Source organism: Streptomyces sp. NPDC046977 (assembly GCF_040644455.1).
Lineage (GTDB): Bacteria > Actinomycetota > Actinomycetes > Streptomycetales > Streptomycetaceae > Actinacidiphila.
In genome coordinates, this window is sequence record NZ_JBEYWO010000052.1 from 14,347 (window position 1) to 40,130 (window position 25,784).

General features: G+C 69.4%; 29 protein-coding genes, 1 tRNA gene and 1 pseudogene. 6 read left to right on the forward strand and 25 right to left on the reverse strand.

Translation table 11 applies throughout. The features are described from left to right. Positions 1-95 precede the first annotated feature (95 nt). The 3 genes from ABZ883_RS40460 to ABZ883_RS40470 all read right to left on the reverse strand — a co-directional run bounded on the left by ABZ883_RS40460 (position 96) and on the right by ABZ883_RS40470 (position 3,090). On the reverse strand, positions 96-1,610 hold the full coding sequence (locus ABZ883_RS40460) for an MFS transporter (protein ID WP_360916394.1): 1,515 nt from the start codon (positions 1,608-1,610) through the stop codon (positions 96-98). Between the two features lie 194 nt (positions 1,611-1,804). Further along, positions 1,805-2,431 carry a TetR/AcrR family transcriptional regulator gene (locus tag ABZ883_RS40465; RefSeq protein ID WP_360916397.1) on the reverse strand — a complete coding sequence of 209 codons (627 nt, stop codon included), beginning with the start codon at positions 2,429-2,431 and terminating at the stop codon, positions 1,805-1,807. Between the two features lie 248 nt (positions 2,432-2,679). Further along, entirely contained in the window at positions 2,680-3,090 is a 411-nt protein-coding gene (locus ABZ883_RS40470) for an organic hydroperoxide resistance protein (RefSeq protein ID WP_360916400.1), read from the reverse strand. A 105-nt stretch (positions 3,091-3,195) separates the two neighbouring features. Between ABZ883_RS40470 and ABZ883_RS40475 the strand changes: the two genes are divergently transcribed. The 4 genes and pseudogenes from ABZ883_RS40475 (at position 3,196) to ABZ883_RS40490 (ending at position 5,157) form a co-directional block, all read left to right on the forward strand. Continuing rightward, a complete protein-coding gene (locus ABZ883_RS40475) occupies positions 3,196-3,690 on the forward strand; it encodes a MarR family transcriptional regulator (RefSeq protein WP_360916403.1) in 495 nt (164 codons plus the stop codon). Positions 3,691-3,817: 127 nt separating this feature from the next. Further along, a tRNA-Arg gene (locus tag ABZ883_RS40480) sits at positions 3,818-3,890 on the forward strand. A 658-nt stretch (positions 3,891-4,548) separates the two neighbouring features. Then, positions 4,549-4,725: pseudogene (locus tag ABZ883_RS40485) on the forward strand (winged helix-turn-helix domain-containing protein); the annotation flags it as partial. A 39-nt stretch (positions 4,726-4,764) separates the two neighbouring features. After that, positions 4,765-5,157: a UTRA domain-containing protein gene (locus tag ABZ883_RS40490; protein WP_360916484.1), complete on the forward strand. Its 393-nt coding sequence runs from the start codon at positions 4,765-4,767 to the stop codon at positions 5,155-5,157. Here the strand turns inward: ABZ883_RS40490 and ABZ883_RS40495 are convergent. The 4 genes from ABZ883_RS40495 to ABZ883_RS40510 all read right to left on the reverse strand — a co-directional run bounded on the left by ABZ883_RS40495 (position 5,147) and on the right by ABZ883_RS40510 (position 7,725). Further along, the gene (locus ABZ883_RS40495) at positions 5,147-5,950 is read right to left on the reverse strand and encodes an aminoglycoside phosphotransferase (protein ID WP_360916406.1); all 804 of its coding nucleotides are present in this window, start codon (positions 5,948-5,950) and stop codon (positions 5,147-5,149) included. The two genes, ABZ883_RS40490 and ABZ883_RS40495, sit on opposite strands and share 11 nt — an antisense overlap. Before the next feature lie 74 nt (positions 5,951-6,024). Further along, on the reverse strand, positions 6,025-6,210 hold the full coding sequence (locus ABZ883_RS40500; RefSeq protein WP_360916409.1) for a hypothetical protein: 186 nt from the start codon (positions 6,208-6,210) through the stop codon (positions 6,025-6,027). Beyond that, positions 6,207-7,319: a radical SAM protein gene (locus tag ABZ883_RS40505; protein ID WP_360916411.1), complete on the reverse strand. Its 1,113-nt coding sequence runs from the start codon at positions 7,317-7,319 to the stop codon at positions 6,207-6,209. Before ABZ883_RS40505 ends, ABZ883_RS40500 begins: the two co-directional genes overlap by 4 nt. Before the next feature lie 46 nt (positions 7,320-7,365). Next, entirely contained in the window at positions 7,366-7,725 is a 360-nt protein-coding gene (locus tag ABZ883_RS40510) for a recombinase family protein (RefSeq protein WP_360916414.1), read from the reverse strand. Between the two features lie 231 nt (positions 7,726-7,956). Here ABZ883_RS40510 and ABZ883_RS40515 point away from each other — a divergent pair, with 231 nt between their 5' ends. Continuing rightward, positions 7,957-9,258: an XRE family transcriptional regulator gene (locus tag ABZ883_RS40515; RefSeq protein ID WP_360916417.1), complete on the forward strand. Its 1,302-nt coding sequence runs from the start codon at positions 7,957-7,959 to the stop codon at positions 9,256-9,258. 1 nt (position 9,259) lies between these two features. On the opposite strand, the gene cutA is transcribed toward ABZ883_RS40515, so the two are convergent. Beyond that, the gene (gene cutA / locus ABZ883_RS40520) at positions 9,260-9,595 is read right to left on the reverse strand and encodes a divalent-cation tolerance protein CutA (RefSeq protein WP_360916420.1); all 336 of its coding nucleotides are present in this window, start codon (positions 9,593-9,595) and stop codon (positions 9,260-9,262) included. Between the two features lie 77 nt (positions 9,596-9,672). Here cutA and ABZ883_RS40525 point away from each other — a divergent pair, with 77 nt between their 5' ends. Next, positions 9,673-10,089 (forward strand): DUF6233 domain-containing protein, encoded by a 417-nt coding sequence (locus ABZ883_RS40525; protein ID WP_360916424.1) that lies wholly within the window; start codon positions 9,673-9,675, stop codon positions 10,087-10,089. A gap of 96 nt (positions 10,090-10,185) precedes the next feature. Here ABZ883_RS40525 and ABZ883_RS40530 read toward each other — a convergent pair whose 3' ends face one another. From ABZ883_RS40530 to ABZ883_RS40610, 17 genes are all read right to left on the reverse strand, one after another. After that, positions 10,186-10,716 (reverse strand): hypothetical protein, encoded by a 531-nt coding sequence (locus ABZ883_RS40530; protein ID WP_360916427.1) that lies wholly within the window; start codon positions 10,714-10,716, stop codon positions 10,186-10,188. A gap of 123 nt (positions 10,717-10,839) precedes the next feature. Beyond that, on the reverse strand, positions 10,840-11,160 hold the full coding sequence (locus tag ABZ883_RS40535; RefSeq protein ID WP_360916430.1) for a hypothetical protein: 321 nt from the start codon (positions 11,158-11,160) through the stop codon (positions 10,840-10,842). Continuing rightward, entirely contained in the window at positions 11,157-11,387 is a 231-nt protein-coding gene (locus tag ABZ883_RS40540) for a hypothetical protein (RefSeq protein ID WP_360916433.1), read from the reverse strand. The genes ABZ883_RS40535 and ABZ883_RS40540 overlap by 4 nt, the downstream gene beginning before the upstream one ends. Beyond that, positions 11,350-11,694: a hypothetical protein gene (locus ABZ883_RS40545; protein ID WP_360916436.1), complete on the reverse strand. Its 345-nt coding sequence runs from the start codon at positions 11,692-11,694 to the stop codon at positions 11,350-11,352. The genes ABZ883_RS40540 and ABZ883_RS40545 overlap by 38 nt, the downstream gene beginning before the upstream one ends. Beyond that, complete coding sequence (locus tag ABZ883_RS40550) at positions 11,694-11,999, reverse strand: hypothetical protein (RefSeq protein ID WP_360916439.1); 306 nt, start codon at positions 11,997-11,999, stop codon at positions 11,694-11,696. Before ABZ883_RS40550 ends, ABZ883_RS40545 begins: the two co-directional genes overlap by 1 nt. 8 nt (positions 12,000-12,007) lie before the next feature. Then, complete coding sequence (locus ABZ883_RS40555) at positions 12,008-12,841, reverse strand: hypothetical protein (RefSeq protein ID WP_360916442.1); 834 nt, start codon at positions 12,839-12,841, stop codon at positions 12,008-12,010. A gap of 33 nt (positions 12,842-12,874) precedes the next feature. Beyond that, on the reverse strand, positions 12,875-13,420 hold the full coding sequence (locus ABZ883_RS40560) for a hypothetical protein (RefSeq protein ID WP_360916445.1): 546 nt from the start codon (positions 13,418-13,420) through the stop codon (positions 12,875-12,877). 12 nt (positions 13,421-13,432) lie between these two features. Then, complete coding sequence (locus ABZ883_RS40565) at positions 13,433-16,846, reverse strand: hypothetical protein (RefSeq protein WP_360916448.1); 3,414 nt, start codon at positions 16,844-16,846, stop codon at positions 13,433-13,435. After that, positions 16,843-20,775, reverse strand: coding sequence for a phage tail tape measure protein (locus tag ABZ883_RS40570; RefSeq protein WP_360916451.1), 3,933 nt, complete (start codon positions 20,773-20,775; stop codon positions 16,843-16,845). Before ABZ883_RS40570 ends, ABZ883_RS40565 begins: the two co-directional genes overlap by 4 nt. Positions 20,776-20,877: 102 nt before the next feature. After that, complete coding sequence (locus ABZ883_RS40575) at positions 20,878-21,339, reverse strand: HK97 gp10 family phage protein (RefSeq protein ID WP_360916454.1); 462 nt, start codon at positions 21,337-21,339, stop codon at positions 20,878-20,880. An 18-nt stretch (positions 21,340-21,357) separates the two neighbouring features. Continuing rightward, positions 21,358-21,525: a hypothetical protein gene (locus tag ABZ883_RS40580; RefSeq protein ID WP_360916457.1), complete on the reverse strand. Its 168-nt coding sequence runs from the start codon at positions 21,523-21,525 to the stop codon at positions 21,358-21,360. Positions 21,526-21,590: 65 nt separating this feature from the next. Next, positions 21,591-21,947: a hypothetical protein gene (locus tag ABZ883_RS40585; RefSeq protein WP_360916460.1), complete on the reverse strand. Its 357-nt coding sequence runs from the start codon at positions 21,945-21,947 to the stop codon at positions 21,591-21,593. 45 nt (positions 21,948-21,992) lie between these two features. Further along, positions 21,993-23,240, reverse strand: coding sequence for a phage tail tube protein (locus ABZ883_RS40590; protein WP_360916463.1), 1,248 nt, complete (start codon positions 23,238-23,240; stop codon positions 21,993-21,995). Between the two features lie 3 nt (positions 23,241-23,243). Then, positions 23,244-23,636: a hypothetical protein gene (locus tag ABZ883_RS40595; RefSeq protein WP_360916466.1), complete on the reverse strand. Its 393-nt coding sequence runs from the start codon at positions 23,634-23,636 to the stop codon at positions 23,244-23,246. A 71-nt stretch (positions 23,637-23,707) separates the two neighbouring features. Further along, on the reverse strand, positions 23,708-24,241 hold the full coding sequence (locus ABZ883_RS40600) for a hypothetical protein (RefSeq protein ID WP_360916469.1): 534 nt from the start codon (positions 24,239-24,241) through the stop codon (positions 23,708-23,710). Continuing rightward, positions 24,241-25,092, reverse strand: a complete 852-nt coding sequence (locus ABZ883_RS40605; protein ID WP_360916473.1) for a hypothetical protein — start codon at positions 25,090-25,092, stop codon at positions 24,241-24,243. The genes ABZ883_RS40600 and ABZ883_RS40605 overlap by 1 nt, the downstream gene beginning before the upstream one ends. A 28-nt stretch (positions 25,093-25,120) precedes the next feature. Beyond that, the gene (locus ABZ883_RS40610) at positions 25,121-25,645 is read right to left on the reverse strand and encodes a hypothetical protein (RefSeq protein WP_360916476.1); all 525 of its coding nucleotides are present in this window, start codon (positions 25,643-25,645) and stop codon (positions 25,121-25,123) included. Between the last annotated feature and the right edge of the window lie 139 nt (positions 25,646-25,784).

Here is a 25,784-nt window from a genome sequence, read left to right on the forward strand (position 1 = left end):
GCCGCCGCCCGGCTCCCCGAAAGCCGCTACAGGCCGAAGGGCCCCGCTTCCGGCAGGAAGCGGGGCCCTTCGAACGTTGCGCCGGGGCGTCCGGGTCAGTGGGCGACCACGGGAACAACGATGTCCTCGGCGTTGCCGTCCGCGCCGTCCTCGGACGACGCGGCCACGACGCTGCCGCCGTGGCCGGCGTTGATGAAGGTGAAGGCGATGATCGCCGACACCGCCAGGATGCCGGCGGCCCACCAGATCGCGGTCGAGTAGCCGTGCACCGCGGCCGCGTTGATGAAGCCCTGCTTGCCCAGCGTGCCGGCCTCCGCGGCGTGGGAGGTGATCCACGTGGCGGTGGCGCTGGCCGCGATGGTGTTGAGCAGCGCGGTGCCGATGGCACCGCCGACCTGCTGCGAGGTGTTGACCATGGCGGAGGCGACACCCGCGTCACGCGGCTGCACACCGTGCGTGGCCAGGCTCATGGCCGGCATGAACGCCGTACCCATGCCGAGGCCGAGCAGGATCTCCGCCGGCAGGATCAGGCCCGCGTACGAGCTGCCGACCTGGAGCTGGGTCAGGATCAGCATGCCCACGGCCGCCAGCGCGAAGCCGGGGGTCATCAGCAGCCGCGGCCGGACGCGGTTCATCAGACGCGCGCCGATCTGGGTCGAGCCGGTGATCATGCCCGCGATCATCGGCAGGAACGCGAAGCCGGTCTTCAGGGCGGAGAAGCCCTGCACGACCTGGAGGTAGTAGCCGAGGAACAGGAAGAGGCCGAACATGGCGATGATCGCCAGGCCGAGCGACAGGTAGACACCGCCGCGGTTGCGGTCGGTCACCACGCGCAGCGGCAGCAGCGGCGCCTTCACACGGGACTCGACGATCACGAAGGACACCAGCAGGACGACCGCGACCACGAACAGGGCGATGGTCTTGCCCGCGACCCAGCCGTCGGACTCGGCGACGGTGAAGCCGTAGACCAGCGAGACCAGACCCAAGGTGGCGAGCAGCGCACCGGGGATGTCGAGGCTGCTGTTGTTGCGGCTGCCGGCAGGCTCGCGGATGACCCGGAGCGCACCGAAGACGGCGACGGCGGCGAAGGGGATGTTCACAAAGAACGTCCAGCGCCAGTTCAGGTACTCGGTCAGCGCGCCACCGAGGATCAGGCCGACCGCGCCGCCACCACCGGCGATGGCGCCGAAGATGCCGAACGCCTTGGCGCGCTCCTGGGGCTCGGTGAACATCACCGCGAGCAGCGACAGCGCGGCGGGCGCGAGCAGCGCGCCGAAGGCACCCTGCAGGGCGCGGGCGCCGAAGAGCACCGCTTCGTTGGCCGCGGCGCCACCGATCGCCGAGGCGGCCGCGAAGCCGATGAGACCGGTGATGAACGTGCGACGGCGGCCCCACATGTCGGCGATGCGCCCGCCGAAGAGCAGCAGTCCGCCGAAGACGAGCGCGTAGGCCGTGATGACCCACTGCTTGTTGGCGTCGGAGATGCCCAGGTCGACCTGGGCGGTGGGAAGCGCGATGTTCACGATGGTGCCGTCGAGGACGACCATCAGCTGAGCTATCGCGATGAAGGCCAGCGCCTTCCAGCGCTGGGCGTGGGCCGTTTCTGACATGGATGAACTCACTAACGGTGGGGAGACGGGCACGACGGTGAACTCTGCGGACCGCATGGGCGCCGCGCGCCGATGCGGGCGGGCGCGACTCATGGACCAGAGAAGACGAAGGGGACCTACAGTACGTAAAGGGTAAATGGTCGGCTAGTGAATTACCGGTCGGCCGGCCACGGCGCGCGGCCGCCGGCGGAGGCTCAGTGGTGCCCCCGAAGGTCGTCCAGCGTCACCGACGATCCGGGCAGCACCGAACGTGCCGGAGCCTCCAGACCGTCGACGAACAACTGAAGGTGCCGGTGGATGAAACGGCTCATGTCGCAGTGCGATCCCGGCAGCGGCCGGGTGAGCTGGCTGATCGCCACCATCAGATCGCCGACGTCGATGTCGTCGCGGAGCCGTCCGGACCGGCGAGCAGCCTCCATCAGGCGCGCGACGCCGTCGTGCAGACGGACGCGGCCCTCCTCCAGACGCGGATCACCCTGGCCGAAGCGCGCGACGAGCATGGGACACAGTGCCCCCACCCGCTCGTCGGCGGCTTCGTGCACAAAGGCGCGCAGCGCGTCGAAGGGGTCCGGTTCCTCGGCGAGCAGCCGCTCGGCGCGGTCCGCGATCCGGTCCATCACCGAGTGCGCCACCTGGATCGCGAGTTCCTGGCGGTCGGCGAAGTGCCGGTAGACCGTCGCGTTGCCGACGCCCGCGCGGCGGGCGACCTCGTCGAGGGGTGCGTCGGCGCCGTACTCCAGGAGGACCTCACGGGCCGCGGCCATGATGCGCTCACGATTGCGTGTCGCGTCCGCGCGCTGCTTCACGGCGGTCTGGACCATGACGGGTCCTCCTCTCCACGGTGCCGGGTGTACTGCCTGACGGTTGTCCGGTGCCGCGCATCCGGGGAACGTGTCCCCGCTTGCGCGACACAAGGGTAAACGGGGACGTCGTCCCCGGATATTTCAGCGCCTGTTGTGACCTGACTCACATTCAGCCACACACGGGAAGGACCCCGGCCGCACGGTGGCGGCCGGGGTCCTCCTCGTCTCCGTCGTGCGGGCCCACCGTCCTGGGCCCGGCGTCCCGGTTACTCGACGACGAGCTCGACGTCGATGTTGCCGCGGGTCGCCTTGGAGTACGGGCAGACCTGGTGGGCCTGCTCCAGCAGCTGGCGGCCGGTCTCGTTCTCCAGCTCCGGCGGCAGCTCGGCGCGGAGCACCACGGCCAGGGCGAAGCTCGTCTCGTCCTTGCCGATCGAGACCTCGGCGGTCACCGAGATGTCCTTGGTGTCCACCTTGGCCTGGCGGCCGACCAGGGCCAGCGCACTGGCGAAACAGGCCGCGTAGCCGGCGGCGAAGAGCTGCTCGGGGTTGGTGCCCTGACCGTTGCCGCCCATGGCCGGGGGCATGGCCAGCGCGAGGTCGAGCCAGCCGTCGGAGCTCACGGCCCGCCCGTCGCGGCCGTTGGCGGTGGCGACAGCGGTGTACAGCGCGTCCATGGGAATCCGTCCTCTTTCGATCGCGTACGAACTCGTTGCGACAAGTAGAGCACACAACTCAGTTGCGCACAACTAAAGTGTGGGCACTTCGGATACCCTGGAACCATGACCGCCCCTGCCTCTGCCCCCGCATCCGCATCCGCGCGGGCCGGCGACGACTACCTGCGCCTGGAGCAGCAGATCTGCTTCTCGTTGCAGTCCGCGTCCCGCGCCTTCGGCGGTGTCTACCGGGTCGTCCTCAAGGACCTCGGCCTCACCTACCCCCAGTACCTCGTCATGCTCGTGCTCTGGGAGCACGGCCCGCTGCCGGTGAAACGCATCGGCGAGCACCTGCGCCTCGACTCAGGAACGCTCTCCCCGCTGCTGAGGCGCCTGGACACGGCAGGACTCGTACGCCGCGAGCGCTCCGCCGACGACGAGCGCTCGGTCACCGTCCACCTCACCGAGGACGGCGCCGCCCTGCGCGAGCGCGCGCTCCAGGTGCCGCGCCGCATCTCCGCGGCCACCGGGCTCGGCCTGGACGAGATCATCGACCTGCGCACCCGCCTGGACCGGCTGACCTCGGCGCTCGACACGGCCGACCTGGCGGAGGACGCCTGACGGCGCCTTGCCCTAAGCCGGTGCGGACCCGTACGTCCGCACCGCCCCGCCCCTGATCCGCTACCCTGTCCTGGGCTGCCCTCCGGGGCGGCATCGCCTTGCCGGGACGCTGTCCACGCAGGGCGTGGCCTCAGTAGCTCAGGGGATAGAGCACCGCTCTCCTAAAGCGGGTGTCGCAGGTTCGAATCCTGCCTGGGGCACAGGATTGACCAGCCAGTTTGGCTGCATCGGCCCAGGTCGTCAGGTATCTGACGGCCTGGGCCTTCCGTTTGTGGCTTGGGGCGCTACGGTCGCGACCACTCGTAATACGCTCGCCCTACGCCGCCCCGTCTCCCAAATCTCTCCCACGCAATGAGGGAGAGTTCGCAGGTCAGCGGGCCAACTCCGCGGGGCGATCTCCCCCGCGACGAGCGGATCCCCCCGCGGCTACGGCGGGCCGGCGGCCGGGCTGGACGCAAGGGTGGCTGTCATCCCTGCGGGTTGGGATTGGGTGAGTCGGGCACGTGCGGGGTGCGTACTCACGTTGAGGAGACACAGCCCCCTCCCGAGTCATGCGGGAGGGGGCTGCTCGCGGCCGGGTCACCGTTATCGGGGGCCTTCCTGACACGGCACCCGGCGCGTCCATGTGCCGCGTTTTCGCGGTCCACCAGTCCATCCCATGGGTCAGTAAAGTGTCGATCGCCCAAAAGTGTGAACAGGTGTTCGACTATCTCCAGCATCAATGGCCCCGCGGTACATCCCGCGAGGCTTGAGCGCCTTTGACGATTCAACATATCTGCTACGTAGTAGAAATCGCCAGCATCACTAGCGTGACGGTCTCCCCGACATCAAGATCGTCAACGCCCAGAGGTGCCGCCGATGCCCCCCGGCTACCAGCACGTTGCAGCGGACTTGCGCCGCCGCATCAACGCTGGCGAATGGCCACCGGGCACCCGGCTCCCATCGTGGAGGGACCTCGCCGACTACTACCGTGTCGGCCAAGGCGTCATCCGTCTCGCCGTCGAGCGGCTCCGCGCGGATGAACTCGTCGAGGGACGCCCCCGAGCCAGACTGCAGGTTGCGTATCGTCCCGCTGTGCGCACCCTGGTTCGGCCGGATGCCCCTTGGCCGCACGGCCGCGGCGACACCGAAGTCTCGACCGTCCGCGCGGATGCGTGCCTCGCCTGGCGCCTGGGTGTTCCCGAGCGGACGCAGCTGCATCGGGAGCGCGTCGAGCTCCTGGACCCGGACAGCCGGCCTGCCATGGTGCAGACGACCTGGAGGCGCAGTGCCGCGGCGCGGCCTCACGTCACGCACCAACTGCACGTGACGGGCAGCACTTTAGACCGCGCGTCGGCGACCCTCCTCGGCCTCGGCGTCGGGATGGTCGTCCTGGTCGTGGAGCGCACGCGGTACGACGAGCGAGGCCGGCCAGTGGAGACCGCAGACCTGGTGCTGCCCGCGGACCGGTGGCGCATCAAGATGTGACGCGGCCACTGCGGTGCCTGTGCCATCCGGCGGCCGCCGTCTGCATGGTGGCCGTCCACGCGTCGGGGGCGTCGCCGGCGATCTCGTCCCACATCCGGTTCTGAGCTCGGGCGAACGCGTTGAGGCTTGGCCCCGGGGCGTCGGCGAACGCGGTGCACTCGGCGGCCAGGCGCTCGGCCTGCTCGGGTGTGTGGCCGGAGGCGATGAGCCAGATGACCCACAACGCGGGATCGATCCAGGCTGCTCCGCGGGCGGCCCAGGCCCAGTCGACGAGCCGGGCGCGGCCGTCGGCGATGAGGACGTTGTGCGGGTTCCAGTCGGTGTGGAGCAGCTGCTCGCCGGCGAACAGGTCCGGGGTGTCGCTGTAGGAGCGCATCCGGTCCGGCATGGTCTTGAGCGGGAGGTCGGGCATCGGCAGGCCGGCGAGGGCCTGCATCGCCTCGGCGACGAGAGGCAGGTGGGGGGAGCCGGGTTCGTAGCCGGCGTGGGGGCCGTCGATCTCCTCGAAGCACAACAGGTCCCATCCGCCGTGCAGTACGTGCCACAGCATCGCGGGAGCGAGGGGCTGCACGTAGGCGTTGATGGCGGCCTCGCGTTCCTGCGTCCACACCCGAGGGTGGTCGACCCGCATGCCCTTGACGAACACGATCTCGTCGGCGTTGTTGTAGATGCGGGCGGCGATCTCGCTGTTCAGGCCGGTGGAAACGGTCACGGCCTTGAGGACGGGCCCGGCGAGGGTCTCGATGATGCTGAGGGCGTCGGCGGGGATCTCGGTGTACCGGTGCGTCGGCATGGGGTGAGGATTCCAGACTGGGAAGGCCCGAGGGGGCCGCGACGTGTGCCGCGGCCCCCTCGGTGTGCGGTCGGTTACTGGTACGGGTTGTCGTTGCCGCAGCCCGGCAGGCTGCTGGCGAAGAGCGCCTCGACGTCGCCGACCAGCTCGACGGCGTCCGGGTCCGGGGCGGTACGCGTCGCCGACAGCGACACGAGAACCGGCACGGCCGGGGGCGGCGTGACGGTGGGGCGCTCAGCGAGAGCGAGGGCAGGGGTCATGGTGTACCTCCGTGTTGGCAGTAGTTCTGCAGTGGTGCCTTCGCCTCCTGGAAGACCTTCGCCATCGGCCGGCAGACCCGGCAGGTGGCGGACAGCGTGCAGCCGCTGCAGCCTCCGGTGCGAAGCATGAGGGACTCGGCGATCTCGCCGAGCCGGGCGAGGCCTTCCACGCCTTCGGCGAGGAGGTCGATGTTCGGGTCGCGGCCGACCTTGCAGATCGAGGCGCGCCCGTGCGGGTCGACGTGGAAGAAGGTGACGCCCGCGGGGCAGCCTGTGAAGGGCGCCCGCTGGGTGAGGTGTTCGGGCGACTGGGTCGGCAGCGTCTCGCCTGTGCCGTAGATGGTCGGGCTGATGTTGGCGTACTCGCGGTACGGGACGGCGAGGTCGGCCGCCCACTGGCGCATGTCGCCCTGCTCGTGCGCGTTGCGACTGGTGATGATCAGGCTCATGTCCACGTTCAGCCGGGCGCCCACTGCCCTGGACAGGCCCTCGGTAAAGCGGTCGAACGCGCCGCGCCGCCTTGTCAGTCCGTCGTACGTCTCTGCGGTCGCGCCGTACACGCTCAGGGACAGCCTCGTGGGCGGGTATGTGGTCAGCAGCTTGAAGATGCGGTCGTTGCGCAGGCGCGAGCCGTTGGACAGGATCTCGACCTGCATGCCGAGCTCGTGGGCGCGCTCGTAGACGAACGGGAAGTGCGGGTCGATGAGGGGCTCGCCGCCGGTGATCTGCAGCCAGATGACACCGGCGTCCCGGAGCGTGAGGAGCAGCCGCTCCTTGCCGGCCAGGTCGACGCCCTCGAACTTCTTCTCGCCGAGGTAGCAGTGTTCGCAGTCGAAGTCGCAGCCGAGGTTGATCTCGTACGTGGCGCGGCTGAACTCGTACGGCCCCGGGTCGCGGAGGAGGAGGCTGTCGGCGGCGTCCCGGCCGGTGAGGTCGAGGCCCCAGGAGCGGGCGACTGGGTCGACGAGCCAGGCCGGGACCGTCTCCGCGGCCTGGACGGCTCTTCGGAGCTCGTCGAACTTGGCGGCGCCGACCTTGACGGCCTTCTGGCTGCCAGGGCGCAGGAGCAGGTGAGTGTCCCCGACAGGGGCAGCGATCAGCGCGTGCATCGTGTGCTCTCCAGAGTCGTTGAGGCGAGACGCGGCGGGAGGCTGCTCATACACCGGCCTGCACCCGCGGCCGCCAGGCGGTGCAGACCTCGGCGCCGTGACTGGCGAGCCACCGCTCGAAGTCGGGGACCGCGGCCTCGCCCCCGCAGAGCCCCAGCATCGCCGGGTACTTGGTCAGGAAGACCTCGGCGTGGTCTGCGGCGATGGCGGCCCGGGCGAGGTGGAACTGTGGCCGCTCGGCCTCGGTCGCGGCGAGGCCGTTGCGGTCGGCGTACTCACCGACGACCTCCCAGCCGTGCTGCTGGGCGTAGTCGCGGAGTTCGACCATGACGCGGTGGACGTCCCCGTACTGCGTAGTGCAGACGTAGATCAAGGCCCGACGCGGCTCCCCCGTGCTGCTGGTCATCGCGGCCGCTTCCCGAATGCCGTGAACGCACCGGGGCTGGGATGTCTACGCTGTGCCATGGCTACCTGCTTCCGCGTCAGGTGGTCCGCCCCGGGGCCGTGTCAGGCGGTCGCCGGGGACTGATCGCTTTACCATCCGCGCGCAGCGCGTTCTTCGCTTCCCGCTGGCGGGTACCCATCGTGGGGATACGCTTACTTCGGGTTACAAACGCCAAGAGCACGGGGCCCTTTCATGAGCGATTACGTACCGCCGACCGTGCTGCCTCGGGAGGTTCTGGAACGGCCCGAGATGCAAGCCGCCCTCAGCCAGCATGACTTCGGTACGGTCTTCCTCCTGGCGCGCAGGGAGGCCGGGATCAGCTACTCGCGGATCGCCGCGGCCTGCGACATCAAACCGGAGAGGGTCGGGACGTTGGCGCGTGGCCGCGGCCGCATCACGACGTTCGAGAAGATCGCGCTCATCGCCGACGTGTTCCGCATCCCTGGGCACATGGTGGGCCTGGCTGCGCGCGCCTGGGAGGCCGCCGCGGCGGAGGCCGACGACGACATGCGGCGACGAGAGTTCTTGAAGGTCTCGGTCTCGGCAGCCGCTGGCGCGGGCCTCGCGGCAGGGCTCCCCGAGCCCGTCCACCTCGCGGCCGGGCGCCGCCTCGGCGCCGACGCCCCTGAGCAGCTCCGCCAGCGCACGGCACGCCTGCGGGGCCTGGACGAGATCCTCGGCGGCGGGGATACGTACCGGGTTTACCTCGACGAGTACCAGCGGACCCGGGCCACGGTCCGGCACGCCGTCTGCACCGAGCCGGTCCGGCGCGGCCTGCTCTCCGTCCTCGCCGAGCAGGCGCAGCAGGCTGGCTGGGCGGCATTCGACGGCGGCCGCCACGCTGAGGCGCGCGGGTTGTACGAGGCCAGCCACAAGGCGGCGGGGGAAGCCGGTGACGCGGGCCTGGCGGGCAATGCACTGGCCTTCCTGGCGTACCAGGCCCTCGGCAGCGACCGCCAGGCGGCCATTGAGATCGCCGCCCGCTCGTGCGCTACCGCCGGGCCGGACGCCGCGCCGGGCGTCCGTGCGCTCCTCTTCGAGCGGCTCGCCTGGGCCTACGCGGTCGCGGGCAACGCGGCGTTGGCAGAGAGCTCGCTGGAGACCGCGCGGACCGCCCTCGACGAGGCCGCCGGCACTCCGCAGCCGGACTGGTCGGCATGGGTCGACAGCACCGAGCTCGCCATCATGACCGGCCGGTGCTGGACCGAGCTCCGCCGGCCGCTGCGCGCCGTGCCCGTCCTGGAGAAGGCGCTCGAGGCGTACGACGACCGGCACGCCCGGGACAAGGCGCTGTACATGTCGTGGCTCGCGGACTCCTACCTCGCCGCCGGAGAGGTCGAGCAGGCAGCCGCGGTGACCGGCCGCGCTCTCGATCTGTCCGCCGGGGTGGCGTCGGTCCGGCCGCGGCAGCGCCTCGAGCCTGTCCTGCGACAGCTCGGCGGTCACCGGACGCTGCCGATGGTCGCCGAGCTGCTGGAGAAGGCGCTCGCCTGACCTACTCGCCGGGGTGCGGCGTGGTGCTGTCGCGGATCCAGCGCAGGCAGCCATCCGAGCCGGCGACGATTGCGGTCGCCGAGACCTGGGGGTTGCCCCAGGGATGGTTCTCCAACAGGTGGGCCTCGAGGGCCGGGTAACGTTCCGCCGCGGTGGTCAGGAGGAGTTTCCACTCCGCGCCGGTGCCGAACTGGCCGTCGTGCCAGAACGCGGAGATCACGGGACCGATGATCTGGGCGCCGGCCGCCAGTCTCTCTCCGACCGCCGACCGGGCCAGTTCCACCGCCTGGTCGCGTGTCTCCGTTGCTGTCGATACTTCGAGGTAGTCATCAGCCATGCCCGGAGCGTAGCCGCAGGGCCGAGCAGGTCATGATCCGCTGGTCAGGTGGGAGCAACCCTCGTGGAGTCGAACACGTGATCGAGCTGCCGTCGGACTTGGAGCGCCTACAGGTGCTCCGTACCTACCTGCGCCTGCAGCTAGCCGCGGTGGACGCCGAAATCGCCAAGGCCCAGCGCGGCCCCGAGCGGCGCCCGGCGCCCAGACCTGCGCCACGTCCCGCGCGGCAGCCCGCAGTCCAGCCCGGGACGCTCGCCGAGCGTACGGACCGCGCCGGAGCAGTGCGGCCGTCAGGAATGCCCAACGCCAAGGGCCTCCGCTGGCGCCTGCAGAGCGTCCCGGATCCGAGCGGCAGCGGGTACGGGCGCGGCGTACTGCACCGCGGGGACTGCGAGGTACGGGGCGGTGGGTGGCTGAGCCGGAAGGAACTGGAGCTGGCTCTCGGGATGGAGGACGTCACGCCCTGCCAACGATGCCGCCCGGACCGCAGGTAGCAGACAGCCCCGCCGCACGGGGGGGGGATGTACGGCGGGGCCTGGAGTCCGCCGCACGGGGGGGATGTACAGCGGAGCCTCACTCCCGACCATACGTCAGGAGTGATAGGCCTGCTCGAGGACCCCTGCGATCAAGACATCAACGCCAGGCCGCAGCGACGGGAGCATCCCATCGACGGTGAAGCCGAAGTAGGCCTGCGCGTCGCTGAGGAGGGTCGCCTCGTCGTCCAGGGCGCTGCTGATGGCGGTACGGCGGAGCGCCGCCAGGTCGGTGTGCAGGTCAGCGTCCGCGCACAGGCCGTGGACGCGTTGGACGAGGCGGATCTCCCCACAACCCGGGAAGAGGGGCTCACCGGGCCGGACGCCGGCGGCTTGCGCCTGGGCGTGGACGGCGCGAGCTGTGGTGGGGGCGATGGCGATCGTGCGCTCGTACCGGCGGAAGCTGGGGGCGATCAGCGTGAGGGCGCCATCGACCGGCGGCTCGGGCACGGCCAGGTCGAGGACCTCGCGGCCGCGGAGGCCCGCGCGGAGCAGCAGCTCGACGAAGGCGGTCTCCTCCGGGTCCTGGGCGGCAGCGAGCACGGCGTGCGCCTGCGGTGGTGCCAGGACATCGCTGGTCTCGAGCATCGGCGCTCCCTGATCACTGGTTCTGATGCTGACGGTAGCGGCGGGTACTGACATCACCGGTGAAAACGCAAAAAGTCCCCCCACCGCCCGAAGGCGGTGGGGGGCGGTGCGGGAGGGTTTGCACTACTCGGGCGGCCGGTCGTGATCCTGGCGCTGGGCGTGGGTGACCATGCGCGTGAAGCCGAGGATGACCGCTGCCATGACCACGAGGATGGTGCTGCGGACGGCGCGGAGGATGTCCGCGAACAGTCCCTCGGGCCAGACGGTGATGAGGATCGTGTAGAGGCCGAGGACGCCGATGACGGCGACCAGGCCCATGATGTGCCGGCCCGTCGCGGTCCGGCGCCATGGTGCCCGCAGGTGGTAGATGATCACGAAGCGGGCGCAGGCCAGAGCCACCAAGCCCGAGCCGATCAGGTTCGTCAGTCGTGCCGGATCGTTCACCGCCCCTCCTCGAGGGCCGCGCGGATGCGCGCTGCGAAGTGATTCTCTTCTCGCTGCCGCCGCAATTCGTCGACGAGCTGCCCGACCTCCTGGTCGAGCAGCCCGATCTCCTCGCACGCCTGCCGGGCCCGGTGAAGGGCCCGGATGGCCTCCTGGAGGCCCGGCGTCGGCGGCCGCTCCTCCGCGGGGTCAGGTCGCTGCCGGCGACGGCGCAGGATCCACGGCATCCGCCTTCACCTCCCCGACCTTCGGGGACGGGAGGGCGGTCAGGACCCGGACGGCAGTCCGGGACAGCTCGAGCAACTCGGCGTTCTGCGCCTGTTGCTCAAGGCGGGCCCGCTCGGACGCCAGCGCAGTGTCGCGCCAGATGTCCCGCTCCTTGCGGGCGTCAGCCAACTGTGCGTCACGGTCGGCCCGGATGTCATCGACGGTCCGTCGCGGGACGATGCGGCCGAGGAGGATGAAGAGCACGACCAGGGCGAGGATGCTGCTTGGCCCGACCTGGGCCATGTTGAGGCCGAGGATCTCCGGCATCACTCAGCACGCCCCGGCTGGATGGCCGGGGAGGTGGCGCTCTCGATTCCCGGCGCGACGCCGGTGGGTCGCCATACGGCGTGGTAGGCGGCGCCGGTCGCGATGACGGCGATCATCACGCACGCCGCGATGGTGTGGCCGGTGAACTGGCCGTTGTAGTAGGCGGTTCCGATGCCGATTCCGAAGGCGAACAGGACCATCACGAACGCCTTCGCGGGCGCTGTCCATCGTGGCTGCTGGACGACGGCGATGACGGGTGGAGCGACGACGCCGAGGAACATGGCCCACAGCTGTGCATCTGTCATGACTGACCTCACTTCTTGCGGAGGCCGCTGGCGACCTCGTACGCGTATTGCCAGGTCTTGGGGCCGGTCAGGCCGTCGGCCGGCCCGAGCGCGGAAAGGTAGTGCTGCTGGAGCGCCTTGACCTTGGCCAGGTCCAGGGCGGTCATGGTGCGGGACGGGCCGACCCGGTAGGCGGGGCCCCAGTTACCTCGCTGGAGCCACGTCTGCAGGAGCAGGGCGTGGTCGCTGGTGGCGCCGAGGAGGAACTGCCCGCGGCCGGGGAACGGCGGCATGATCGCGGCCACGGCCGGGGCCCACCGGTACGCGGCGGCCGGCTTCCCGCCCCGCGGATCCGCCGGGTCGGCGGTCGGGGGGCAGATGCCGTCGGGGAAGACGGGGGCCAGGTAGCCGGTCACGCGGGACGAGCGCCGCTCGGTGCGGTGTGACCAGACGCCGTTGCCCTGCCCGGCGTCCGCGGCGCCGGCCTGGATGCTGTTGCCACCCTTGGTGTAGACGTACGTGGCGTCGAAGCCCACGACGGTCTCCGTGTGCGCGCCGTTGTCGATGTTCACCCAGGCGCCGACCGAGGGGTACTGCGACCAGCAGCCGTGCACGCGCGCCCAGGCCGTGAACGCGGACACGCTCGCGGTCTTCGGGACGATGGCCTCCAGGCCGACGTTGGCGTACATGTCCCAGCCGTAAATCACGCACCAGGGCACGCCATCCCAGCCGTACTGCTCCCCGAAGGGAGTCTCGTTGTTCCAGCCGACGACGGGTTCCCAGGCCTCGTAGATACGCTCCGGGACCGCCATGACGGCGTCGATGAGCCTTTTCCACTGGGGGGATGCCTGCGAAGTAGACACGCTCCTCCCCCTTTCTTACGGAGGGTGGATGGATTATCCGGCGACCCAGAGGACTTTCAGGCTGCTGGAAAGGTCGGTCGCAGTCGCCGTGTTGAGTGCGCCACCGGAACTCTGGAATCCCTGGATCTCCACGTAGTCGCCCGCGTTGAGGGCAACGAGCGCGCCGGCGGGGGCACCGCAGGCGTTGCCGCTGGCAGTGGGGATCATCGTGGCGGCACCCTGGACGTTCGCGCCGTTCACCTGGAGTCGAGACCCGCGGTTTCCGGTGGCGTTGCTCGGGAAGCAGGCTTCGCCGAGCAGGAAATAGGTGCCAGGGACTTGGATGACATAGCGCGACGGGTTGGTGGTGGTGCTGTGTCCGCCGTCGCTGTCGATCGTCTCCTGATCGAGAGTGATACTTGTGAACGTTGCCGTGGAGAGAGATTGGGCGCTGCCCTGATATCCCTGGAATCGCGGCACACCATTACTGCCGCCTCCCATCAGGAAATCACCCATCGCCTTTACAGCGGCATTCCACAAGGCCGAGGTAACAACAAGGCCGGGCGTTTCTGTTGCGATGACGGGCACAGTGCGTGGCATGACGGATCACCCCTAATAGGCGAATGCTGAGGCGTCGAATCGCGTGCCGTCCCAGGTGGTGGGGTCCGTCGTGCCGGCTGGGAGCGGCTCGCAGACCACGTCGCCCGACGTGTGGCTCTTGGCGGTGGCCGTGGTGAGCGTGATCGTGGCCGTGGTCCAGCCGGGCGACGTCGCGCCGACGGCCGAGACCGTGACGGTCTCGGCGTTGGCCGTGTTCTGGCCGAGGACGAGCTGCTGCCCGGATGCGAGCTGGGCCGCGAGCAGGTTGGTGTTGTCCTGGGAGGCGTTGATGGTGATGGAGGAGACGCCAGCAGCGATGGTGTTGGCGAGGGTGGTGTGCCAGGCCGCGAAGACGGCGTAGGGAGTCGTGTCCGCCGGCGAGCACTGCAGTGTGAGGAAGGCCTCGTTGTCGTCGGCGAGCTCCCAGTCGATCTTCTCGACGAAGCACTCGATCGTGATCGGCGGTGCTGGGGCCGGTGGCCGGCGCATGACGCGGACCCGGGTACCGAGCTCGAGACCGAGGGCGACCGGCCACAGGGCAGGCATGGCCGACGGATGCAGGCGCAGACCGGCGACGCGCGTGCTCGGCTGCCGGTACCGGGACAGGAGGTAGCCGGCGGCGTCCTGTGCCTCAAGGGCGCTGCTCGGGTTGATCGTGCGGGTCAGCGGCCGGGGGAAGTAGTTGGCGATGGACGTGGCGTCCGGGGCGTAGAACGTCTGGCCGCTGCTTTCCTGGGTGACCGTGACCTGGTTGGCCAGGTGGGTGGAGTCGTAGTCGAGAGTGATTCCCTCGTACGGCCACTCGCCGAGGTCCTGGCGCTCACCGAAAACGTACGCCGAGCTGGTGGCGTTGTAACGGGCCGCACGGCTCCGGAAAACGACCGTGCCGTCCCTGGCTACGTAGTGCTCCCCGTTCTCGGTGTCGACGACGGCCTGCAGCGCGGTCACCGCGTCCTGGCCTTCGGTCCGGGCCGGGCCCATGGACGTCGTGAGGCCGGTCTGGATCGAGGACGGGCCGGTGTAGCCGGAGTACCGCAGAATGCGGGCGTACCGGGCGTCGGTGGATTCGCCGTCGCACGCGGCTTTCCATGCCGCGTAGATGCCGGTGAGCTGTGCCGTGACGAGGAACGTCGCGAACTCGGCGACGAAGGCGATGTCGCCCTTGAATGCGTAGGTCGTACCGTTGCCAATGGTGGTGTCGACGAAGCCGCCGACGTTGTCGCCGATGAGCCCGGTGGGGGCGATGTCGGGCGAGAGGCCGCTGTAGTAGGCGATTGCGGCGCCGTCCTGGCTGAAGACGGCCTGGCCTGTGGCCTGGTTGTAGCCGAAGAGCAGCAGGTGCCAGTTTCCGTCAGCGCAGTTGGTGGCGCCGCCGGGGAAGACGTTCAGGGAGGCCCCGGTGGGCCCCTGGACGCTGAGGACCGGCTTTCCGCTGGTGTCGAGGTAGATGTAGATGTGCGAGCCGATGGGGCCGACGGAGCTCCGCTGGCGGTCCATGGAAGACCACAGGTAGGAGGCGGTGGTGGGGGTCGGCCCGGTGTACCGGAAGGCCAGCATCCTCGACCACCGGGTCGGGTCTGCCGGTCCATTGATGCCGGCGGAGCCCAGGTTGAGGAAAGTCGCCGGGCCGATGAGGTTGGTGCCGGGGTTGGCGTTGGTGATGGTGGCGACGGTGTCGGTGGAACCGGTGTAGATGCCGCCGACGGGGTCGGTCGCGGTGATCGCCGTACCGAATACGAAGCTGCCGGGGCCGTATTTGCTGTTCCCGAGTGCCGCCGCTGGATTGCCGCCAGCGGCGTCGGCTGCGGTGAGGCTACCTGCGGGGTCGTTGAGCTTGTACAGGAAGCGTGGGCTGCTCAGGCCGATTTCGGCGGTCAGGGGGTCGGTGAGCTGCGTCTGCGAGAGCAGCGAGAACGCGTCGACGGCGGTGGGGGTCACGACGCCGTACGTGCCGGAGTCGTCCCACGAGGGCGGGTAGCGCTCGGCGAAACCCGAGTACATCGGGAACCAGGTGCCGGGGCAGGTCCAGGGAGTGGCGACGGAGCCGCGCTCGAGCTGCCAGCCGTCGACCTGGATGGTGCAGGCGGCGGCCGCGGCCGTGGTGAGGCGCAGACCGCAGATGAGGTAGGCGCCGTCGTCGCGGACGGAGGCCGTGACGGTGACCGTGGTCCAGGCGGCCGTCGCGGACCCGGTGAGGGTCGCGCTGCTGCCTTGGGTGATGGTGCTGACCTGGCCCGCGGTGGCGCTGACGAACACGCCGTGTACCTGGAGCGAGGTGCTCGGGGTCAGGTTCCGGACCCGCATCTGCATCGTGTAGGTGACGCCCCGCTCGGCGGCGGGTTGCGGCGTGTAGCAGATGGTCAGGTTGGCGCCGGAGGGGACGGCGAACTGGAAGACCCGGCCGCCCTGCCATGCCGTGCCGGACGCGACGATGCTTCCGCCGGAGGGGTCGACGTCGGAGAACGTGCTCACGCCGCCGTTGCCCTGGGGGATGGTGCCGAGCGGGTAGCCGCCGACGTCGCCGCCCGAGGCCTGCACGGGGGTGAGGAGGTTCCGAGTACGCGGCCACTGGGCGCGGTCTCGGAGCGGCTGGTAGGGCTGGATGTGCCCGTAGAAGGGACCGGCCGCGTTGTTGGGGTCCCAGAGACCGTCGGTGTTGTCGAACGCCCCGGTGCGCTCCCCGGATTGGATCTGGTCGAGCTCGTACTGCCGGCCGCGGCCGATCGTGCGGGAGCCGCGGGCACGGAGGCTGACGTCGGCGTACCGGTCGAGCGGGCTGTCGCCGCCGTTGCAGTTCCACCGGGCGCCGAAGGCGTGCTCGAGCTGGGGCCAGGCCAGGTTGTACGGGCCGCCCTCCTGGCTGTTGATGTTGGCGATCGTGGCCACGAGGCTGGGGACCTCGGTCGCCGAGGCGCTGGTCTGGAAGGCGACCTGCAGCGCGGTCGCGTTCCATGAGTACGTCGTCGAGCCGAGCGTGGTCCAGTTCCAGGAGTCGGCGGAGGCCTCGGCGTAGAAGGTGCCAGCGGCCTCCCGGATGCGCCACCAGCGGTGTGCGTTCGGGTCGTAGGTGCCGAGCGCCGTGATGACGGTGGTGCCGGCGGTCTGCCGGGCGAGCTCGAAGATGCCCGCCCGGAGCCGCATGGAGATGGAGTTGTTGGCGTCCAGGATCAGCCGGAGTGCTGTGCTCGTGGTGCCGTTGCCGTTTGGCACGGTCCCGATCTGGGCGTAGATCTCGGATGAGGTCGCGTCCCATGTCGAGTTCGTGCCGAACGTGTTGGTGGCGCCGGACCCGGTGGGCTGCGCCAGCGACACGAGGTCGTTGACGGTGTCGAGGGACGCGGCGCCACCGGTGATGTTGTTCCACAGGCTGGTGTTGATAGCCGCGGCCGTAAACGGGTCCTGCAGGAACTCGAGCTTCACGGTCACCGCCTCTTGTATGGGGTGTACGTCTGGGGATTACGGGCTCCGACCTGCAAGAACCCCTTCTGGACGACGTCGACGAGCTGCCGTTCCGTCATGACGCTGCCCTCGACGGTGAGCGAGAGGTGGTTGTGGATAACCACCTGTCCACCGGCCGCGCCAGCTCCCACGGGGAGCGGCGACAGCCGACTGCGGTTGGCTGCGAGGTCCTGGACCTTGCCTGCCGCCGTCACGCCAGCGGCCATGGCTGCAACGGACTTGACCGCCTCGTGGGTCGTGGATTCGACGCCCTTCGCCAGGCCCTGGGGGATGTACTGGCCGAGCGCCGCGAACACCGTCGATGGCGAGCGGATCCCGAGGGCCTTCTTGATCGCAGACTGCATCGCTTTCGCGATCTTCGTCATCTGCTTCTCGATGGCCTTCTGCTGGCTCTGCAAGCCCTTGACCAGGCCCTGAGCCGACCGAATGCCCGCCCCGTACAAGGAGTCGGCGACCGCCGCCCCCGTCTTGGTGGCCTGCGTCTTCATGCCCGCCTGCAGGCTGTTCAGATCCTTGATCTGGCCGGCCGTCGCCGCGGCAAGAGCCTGAGCTGTGGCGCCGCCTCCCTCGACGCCAGCTGTGGCAATCTGCTCCACCAGGTCGCTCCTGAGGCCCTTCTTCCTCAGTGCCGCGATGTTCCTCGCGAACGTCGCGGCGGCCGCGGCCTGGTCGCGCATCTTCTGCACGACGTCGAAACTGTTGACGGCGCGACCCTCTTCAGGGGACTCGGTGATGACCGAGATCCCCTGCATCAGCCCGCTGGCGATTTCGTCGCGCTTCGCCGTCCACGTCTTCTTCAGGTCGTCGAGCTTCTTCTGCGCCGCCTTGAGTTTCGTTGCGACGGCATCCCGGTTCTTCGCCAGCTTCATCAGCAGCGCGTTGTCCTTGGCGACGGTGCGCTGCAGGCCCTTGTGCGACGACCCGAAATCGACCCACAAGTCGCGGGCCAGGCGCTGGGTCGCGCTCCGGACACGGGCGGTCGACGCGGTGAGACCGTCGACCATGCCGTGCATGACCCATGCGCCCAACGCCTTGAATTTCCGGCTGGGGCTGGAGATTTGAAGCTCGGACTTGAAGCCCTTCTGCATGTCGACGGCGGCGCCGACCGTGGCCCGGACGGCGAGGCTCTTTGACGCGAGAATGCCGTCGGCCATGCCCTGCATGAGTGCGCGGCCTGAGTGGGTGGTGAAGCCACGGCCAGAGAAAGGGCCGTCCTTGGCAGGGCTGTTCGGGAAGAACCGCTTTACGGGGCCGAGGACCTTGAGGGCGGCATCCTTCACGGACCCGGCCATGGACGAGATACCGTCCGCGAATCCGCGCAAGAGCGCACGGCCCGAGTTGTACAGATAAGTGCCGATTTTCCCGAGGGCGTCGCGGGCCTTACTGGGCAATTTCTTGACCCAGTTGAGGACGACCGTGCCGCCCTTGATCTGGCCGTCGAGGAACTTGTGCCAGGCGCTGCTTGCGATGCGGCCCAGGGACGCGCCCAGTCCGGCGAGCCAGCGGTAGATGCGGCCTGGCAGGTCCGACACCCACTTGAGCAGGGAACGGCCGACGTTGACCGTGGCGTGGTAGGCGTCGGAGAAGCCCTTGCTGATCTTCTTCCAGTGCGTGACGATCCACGTGACCGCGATGCCGATCGGGCCGGTCAGGAAGCCAACGATCTGCTTCCAGTGCGACTTCACGAAGCCGACGACGGCGGAGACGAACGCCAGCGTCTTCTCCTTGATGGCAGTCCAGTGCTTGACCACCCACAGGACCGCCAGGCCGATCGGCCCAGCGAGCAGCGCCAGCAGCAGCGGCCAGTGCGACTTGACGAAGTTGATCACCCAGGAGACCGCGGCACCGATCGCGTGGAAGGCGGCGTCAACGACCCGCCGGAAGCCCGCAAAGTGGTAGTACGCGTAGATCAGCCCGGCGACCAGGGCAGCAATCGCAATGACGATCAGAACGATGGGGTTGGCGTCCATGGCGACGTTCAAAGCCCACTGGGCGACGGCGGCCGCTTTCTCCGCGACGGTCGACGCGATCAACGCGACCTTCTGGGCGACCCACGCGCCAGCTGCTCGCAGCGCGGACAGCGCCGAGGCCGCCATGGCACGGCTGGCCCGGCCGACGGCGAGGGCCGCGGACTTGGCCGCAGTGCCGACAGCACGCATGCCGGATGCCAGCCCGGAGAGGGCCGCCTTGCTGCCGGCCGCGGTTGCTCGGCCGACCGCACGGCCGAACGACGCGACTGCGCTTCCGGCTCGCTTCGCGCCGGAGATCGACGCGTCGAAGGCCTTGCGTAGCTTGCCGCCGAAGCTGCCGGCCCGGCCGCTGAAAGCCGACTCGGCGACCTGGGCGGAGCGGAAGCCCTGCACGATCCGGGCGCCCATCCGGACGCCGGCCGCGCCCGCCTTGGCCATGGCACCGATCGGGCGGAGCACCGCCATTGTGAGCTTCGCGGCGTACGCAACAACCGACAGGAGCAAGATCCCGCCGAGCACGGCCGCCAGCGCCGTCGCCGCCGTCTTGTGCCGACCGAAGAAGTCGATCACCTTGATGATGACCGGAATCAGCTTCGTTCCGATCTGGATTGCGAGCGTCTCGACCCATTGCTTGGCCTTCGCGAGCCTGACGTTCAGAAGGTTCTGGGTTTGGTCCCAGCCTTCGACGTCATGGGTGGCGTGCTCGTAGGACTTCCGAATCTTCTCGACGCGATGGTTGTAGTCCTCGGTGTTTTCCCCGGTGAGCTGCAGAGCGGTATTGAGTCCGATAGCGCCACCGAGCATCTTCTTCATGGCTTCGGTGTAGGTCTGGGCGGCGGGACCGCCGCGCTTCAATTCCGCGCTGAACCCATTCGTCTTGTTGCGGAGAGTCGCGTACTGGGTGAGGAGGTTTGCCTGCTCCGGCGGGAGTGATTTGAGTGCCTTTCGCCAGTCGCCGAGAGACATTGAGCTGGTTCCATAGGATTTGGCGAGCGCCTGAATGCTTTTGGGCATCGCCTGGACCATCATGTCCGCGTCTTTTGCGGCCTGCTTGGTCTTGTTGAAGGAGCTGAGCAGAAGCGTGCCGCTGGGGCCCATCTTCGATAGGACGGTGCGCGAGAGTAGGTCGAACGTACCGGCGAGGCCCCGCCCCTTGTCCTTGACATCCTTGAGTTTCGTTGCGATGTCGGTGGAAGAGAGGCCGAGGCGCTGCATCTCTTGGACTGCCACATTGTTCGGGGAGGCCAGGGATCGGATCGTAGATGCGAGTTCCTGTGTGCCTTCACGGGCACTTGTGCCGTGCTGGGTCAGGGTCGCCAGTGCGCCAGACACTTCTGAGAAGCTAATTTTGTTGGCGGATGCGATCGGCAGCACGGTGGAAAGCGACGCAGCGAATTGCTCCATCGTCATTTTTCCTTCACCGGCGGCCGTCTTCATCGCATTCATGACCTGGACAGAGTCCTTGGCCTTGATGTGATACGACGCCATGACCGAGGTCATGGCGTTGGTGACAGATTCCAGTGAGGCGTTTTCCTCACGCGCACCTTGGGATGCAGCCTTGAGGATTTTCAGGCCGTCAGCACCACGATGTCCGGCCTTTTCGATCTGGTACATGCCCTCGGTGAGGTTGTGCCAGTCGGTACCGGTGTCCCTTGCGATATCCAGAATCCCCGCACGGACTGTCTTGAGGCCCGAAAGGGTTTCTCCGGCAGCCGTGTGGAGGACCATGGTCTGCGCTTCGAAGTCGCCAGCCATTTTCACGCTGGCGACCCCGGCCGCGACCCCGATGAGGCTCACGCTTCGGCCCATGCGGGCCATGCCGGCGAACATGGTCGCTCCGGCCGCGCGGGCTCCCGCCGCGGTGCCGTTGATCTGGGCGCGGGCCTCAGCCATGGAGGCCCGCAGCTGGGTGATGTCGCCCAGCATTCGTACAACTACGGGGGGCAGAAGTCCGCCGCCGCCTCCGCCGCCACCACTCACCGCCCCACCCCCTTCCGGGTTTTGGGGCGTGGCCCGCGTGTGGGTGGGTCAGTGGGCGGCGCCACGCGCGAGCGCGGCCCGCCATGCCATGTGGTAGGTCCGCGCGATGGCGCCGCCTGCTACGAGGCGTTCGTAGGCGGGCATGACGTACGGGCGGGGTGGGAGCTCGGCATATCCCGCAGTGCCGCCGAGCTCCTGGATCCGCCCGTAAACGGCGGTCGGGCCGACCTCGGCGAGCCACTTGCCGAAGCCCGCGGGAATGGGGCCGACGACCTTGATGGATCTGCGGAGCGTGCCGGTCACCAGCGAGGGCGGCTCTCCCGGTGCGCTCGGTGTCGGGGTTCCCTTGGGGTGGCTCGAGGTCGTCAAGATCTGTTTGATGGCGGCCTCGGCCAGGTGCGCGGCGTGCGCGGTCGCCAGCCGCGTTGCGCGCTGCAGGTCGTGCTCCAGAGCCACGAACTGTGCGTTGAGCCGGGCGACGCCGATGACTTGGACCCCGCCGCCGGACATGGGGCTACCCCCTGTCTGTCAGCGGTTGGCCTTGCGTTCGGCGTCGCGTTGCGCCTGCTCCTGGGCGTCCTCGCGGACCTCGTCGAACAGGGCGGCGACGTCGGGGATGACGCTGTCGAGCCAGGCCGGCAGCGCGTCGACCTGCTCGGGGGTCCACCGGTAGCGCTCGGCGTACCAGACGTACATCAGCGCCTGGTCGTATGCGGTCTCGGCGTGAGTTCCAGGCGGGGTGCGTCCCTCCAGCCGGGCTTTCAGCCGGCGGAGGGCTCGGTAGGGGACGCCGGGTCCGCCCGCTGTGCCGGGGTAGCCTCGGGCGGCTGCGGGAAGAGGAGCTTCTGCGCGGGCTCGAGGAGGTCGAGCAGCGCCTGGTCGTCCTCGATGGGGAGCAGGTCAAGCGATTCGGGGGACTCGGACGGGAGGGGCAGGTCGTACGACCAGGCGATGGTGAGGACCTGCAGGAGGCCGTCGCTGAGGTCGTAGACGACGCCGAGCTCCGCGTCGAGGGACTGGACGCCCTTCATGATCCGCTTCTTGTCGCCGCGGCGGAGGGTTGCCGGGTCCCGGAGCTCGATCCAGGCTCCGGAAGGGAGGGCGGTGCGGTCGGACATGGGAGTCTCCTGGTGAGGGTTGTGAGGGTTGTTGGATGCGGCGGGTTAGTAGGTGCCGGGGGCGACGTTGCAGGTCACACTGACCTTGCAGGGGCTGTAGCTGCCGCTGCCCCCGGCGTTCGTCGTGTTCAAGACCGCCTTGAAGGTGTTGCTGTACTCGACCGCCGTCTTACTGCCGTCGGGCTCGGACTCGGTGAAAGCTGCCTGGGCGAAGTCGATCTGCACGGCTCCGTAGGCGAGGCCTGCGAGGCTGTTGGAGATCAGGAGCTGTACCTGCGGCTGCGTGTTGTTGATCATGTACAGGTAGGGCGCTTCGCTGGCGGCGATGAAGTTGAACTTCCCCTCGACGGTCAGGCCGGCGCGCTGGATGATGTACGGCTTCTGAGCTCCGCCGCCGGTGAAGTACGGCGACAGCTCACGCTTGATACTGATCTCGCCGTCGGTGACGGTCGGGATGAGCGTGCCGCCTGCTGCCGGTCCGCCGATGCCGACGGACATCCGCCACGACGCCAGCGGAGCAATGCTGCCGGGGTTGGCGACCGGTGGTGAGCCGAGCGCGACCGACGGGTAGGCAGTCGCCTTCGCGTCGAACGTGAAGAGATCGCTCTCCGCGTTCCACTTGAGGCCCAGCTCGGAGAAGCAACTGCCCGGGTACTGGCGCGCGCCGGATGTAGCGGTGGGACCGAGCATGTGGGTCAGCGTGTGGGACGGCGGCTGACCGGACCCGGAGTTGAGGAGGCTCCAGGCGTAGGTGTACGGCCCGGTGACGGGCTGAACGGCCTGGGCGGAGGCGTGCTGGTAAGCCAGGCCGCCGGTCGGCGTGGTCAGCGGGATCGTGTACGGCCCCGAGCCCGACGGCGTGCCGGTCGTGAAAACCTCGGCCGTGGCCCCACTGCCGATCTGGATGACAGTGCCGCTGGGGATCGTCGCGGCAGTGGAGATGCTCGAGGCGCCCACGGTCGCGGTCGACGACAGCGTGGTCCCGCCCGTGCCGGTCGACGTGCCGGTGACGGACAGGTCGCCCATCAGGTTCCGGAGCAGGTAGCCCAGGCCGTCGAGGAAGACGGGGCCACCGAGATCGAGCTCGCTGATCTGGGTGCCCTGGATCTGCGCGAACGAGTCGGTGGCCATGGCGCCGCGCCAGGCCTTGTCCTCCAGCCACTTCGGGCTGTCCTTCGGCTTGAAGCTGTCGAGGAGCATGGTGCCGGTCATGTTGACCGGGGTGCCCTGGGTGACCTCGTTGGCGATGCCGACGAACTGCTTGGCCGGTGCGTAGGTAACAGGGGTGCTCACCGGTTACTCCTTGCTGCTCAGGAGGCCGCCGGCGTTGTCCGCGGCCTGATTCGGGCGCTTCCTGGTCCTGGCCCAGCGGCCGTCGTCCGGCGGCCCGTCGGGCCAGTCGAAGACCGTCGCGGCGCGCTCGGGGATCTCCGGCGTGCTGTCGGTGGCCGGTACGGCGGGCTGGTGCGCGTGGCAGGTCAGCGGGACGTGCGGGTACACACAGCCGATGCCGTGGACGTACTCGTAGACCCCGCCCGGCTGCTGCTCCGGGGCATCTGGTGCGGGCGCCGGGGCGTCCGGTACGGGCGCCGGGGCGGCGGCCTGGTCCTCGACGACGGCCGCCTCGTCCGCCGGGGGGATGGGCTCGGCCCCGTCCTGGGGGCCCTTGGTACTGGTGGTCTTGGGCATGTGGCCCTCCGGTCCGGGAATGGCGAAGGCCCCCGCCGGTGCGAGGGCCTGGGGCAGCGGGGTGTCGGGGGTCAGGCCTCGACGAACTCGACCGCGGCGAAACGCACCTCGAAGTAGCCCTTCGTGAGGCCGGCCGTGGTGGCGGACTGGGAGTACTCGACGTCGATGCCGTCGGCACCGGCCTCGGTGATGTGCTCACCGGCTTGGAACACGGCGCCGCCGAGGGTCCGGTCGCGGCGCATCCACTCCACGAGCGCGTCGCGCAGGGCGTACGCGTCGTCCTGGGCGTCCTCCGCATACGAGGTGTTGCTGCGCAGGAAGACGCGGAGCAGGACCTCGTAGACGACCTGTTTGAGGCCGGAGTGCTCGCCGCCGAGGGCGCGCCGGATCTCGTGCTGGCGGGGGATGAAGACGAGGACGACGCTGCCGGTTCGGGCCCCGGCCTGCATGCCGTTGAAGTAGTCGGCGGCCTTGTCGTCCTTGGGGGCCCCGCGGCGTACGACGCCGACGCCGGGGATGGCTGAGGTGCGGTAGGTGCGGGTCGGCTCGTCGAAGTCGCCCCCGAAGTAGCAGGCGATGCCGTCGAGGACAGCGGCGATGGCCATCAGCTCACCGCCGCCAGCGACGCGAGGATGCGACGTGCTTCCTTCACCAGGCCGAGCCCGGTGGGCCTGCTGTCCTTGTCCCGGGTCGACGACATGTTGTTGTCCGGGAACTCGTCCTCGGCGGTCGTGTCGGGCCGCATGAGGACGCTGGCGGTGTAGTTGATGACCGCGAGGCGGGCGTCCGCGGTGAAGCCGCTGACGCTGAACCCCTCCCCGTGCGCGTGCCGCGTCGGTGCTGCCAGCGGGATTTCGGTCGGCTGAGGTACCGGCGACCAAGGGGGCGGCACATAGTCGCTGGCGACGGTGACGGTCTCCTCCGAGCCGGGTTCCCACAGGCGGTAGGACTGGTCGGGGAGGATCCCGAGGGGGTTGGTCACCATCAACGAGGTCGCGCCCTCGTCTGCGCTCTCGTTGGTGAGGGCGGCGACGCGGCCGGCGATGTAGGTCCAGTTGACGAACAGCCCGGCGCCGGTGCTTCTGGGCGCGCTGATCGGGAGCAGGGCCATGCGGTCTGCCTCTACCCACACGCTCGACAGGTCGAGGACGGGGGTCAGGGCCGTCGGGCTGGGGCCGTAGGCGACCGCCGTGACCGCGATGATCGGCCAGTGGCTGGCGACCAGCTGCAGGTTGCCGTAGGCGTCGACGCGGGCCCGACTTTTCCGGGTCATCACGTGAGCGCCGAGCGGCTGGTTGCACTCGCCATCCGCCCAGTCCGAAGAGGCGAGCAGCAGGTTGGTGAGCACGGCGGTCTGCGCGGCAGGTTCGGTGACGTCCTGGCGCAGGTTGTCGAGCTCGAGGTAGGTGGGGTGCGCCGCGAACTCGGCGGCGGTCACGTACGGGTCGACGGGCATGGTCGCCTCCTTCCGGCGCCGGGGGCCGCTACTTGTCCTTCGAGGCGGCCTTCTTGGCGGCCGTCTTCCTGGCGGGCTTGGCCGAGTCGTCGCCCTGCGCGGTCTCGGTGCCGGGCTGCGTCTCGCCCTCGACGGAGCCGCTGTCGCTGCCCAGGTCGGCGCCCTGCGTCTCGCCTTCGACGGAGCCGCTGTCGCCGCCCGTGGCGTCGCTCTGGGTCAGGGCCGGGTCCTGCTGGCCGGCCTGCGCCGGGTCGCTGGACGACTGCACAGGCTCCGGGGCCTGGGTGACCGGGAGGCCGCTTGCGGCCGCGACGAGCTGCTGCACGGCATCCAGCAGCGTCGCCGGGTCCTTGCGGCGCTCCAGCTCCTCGCGCATGAGGCGGTTCTGGCGCTCGACGTCGTCCTCCCAGGCCGGCTTGCCTTCGATGTGGAAGGCGCGGAGGCGGTCGGAGAGCTCGTTGGGGAAGCCGAAGGCGCCGTTGGCGTCGGCGTCGAAGTGGCCGAAGTCGGGGTCGTCCAGCGCCGAGGCGCCGGTGAGGGTGTACAGACGCATGTCTGCTGCTCCTGGGGTCGTGGCGGGTCTCGGGGGGCGGTGGGGGGGGGGGGGGGGGGCCCCCCCCCCGGGGGGGGGGGGGGCGGGGGGCGGGGGCGGGGCGGGGGGGCGGCCGGCGGGGGGAATGAAGAAAAGAGAC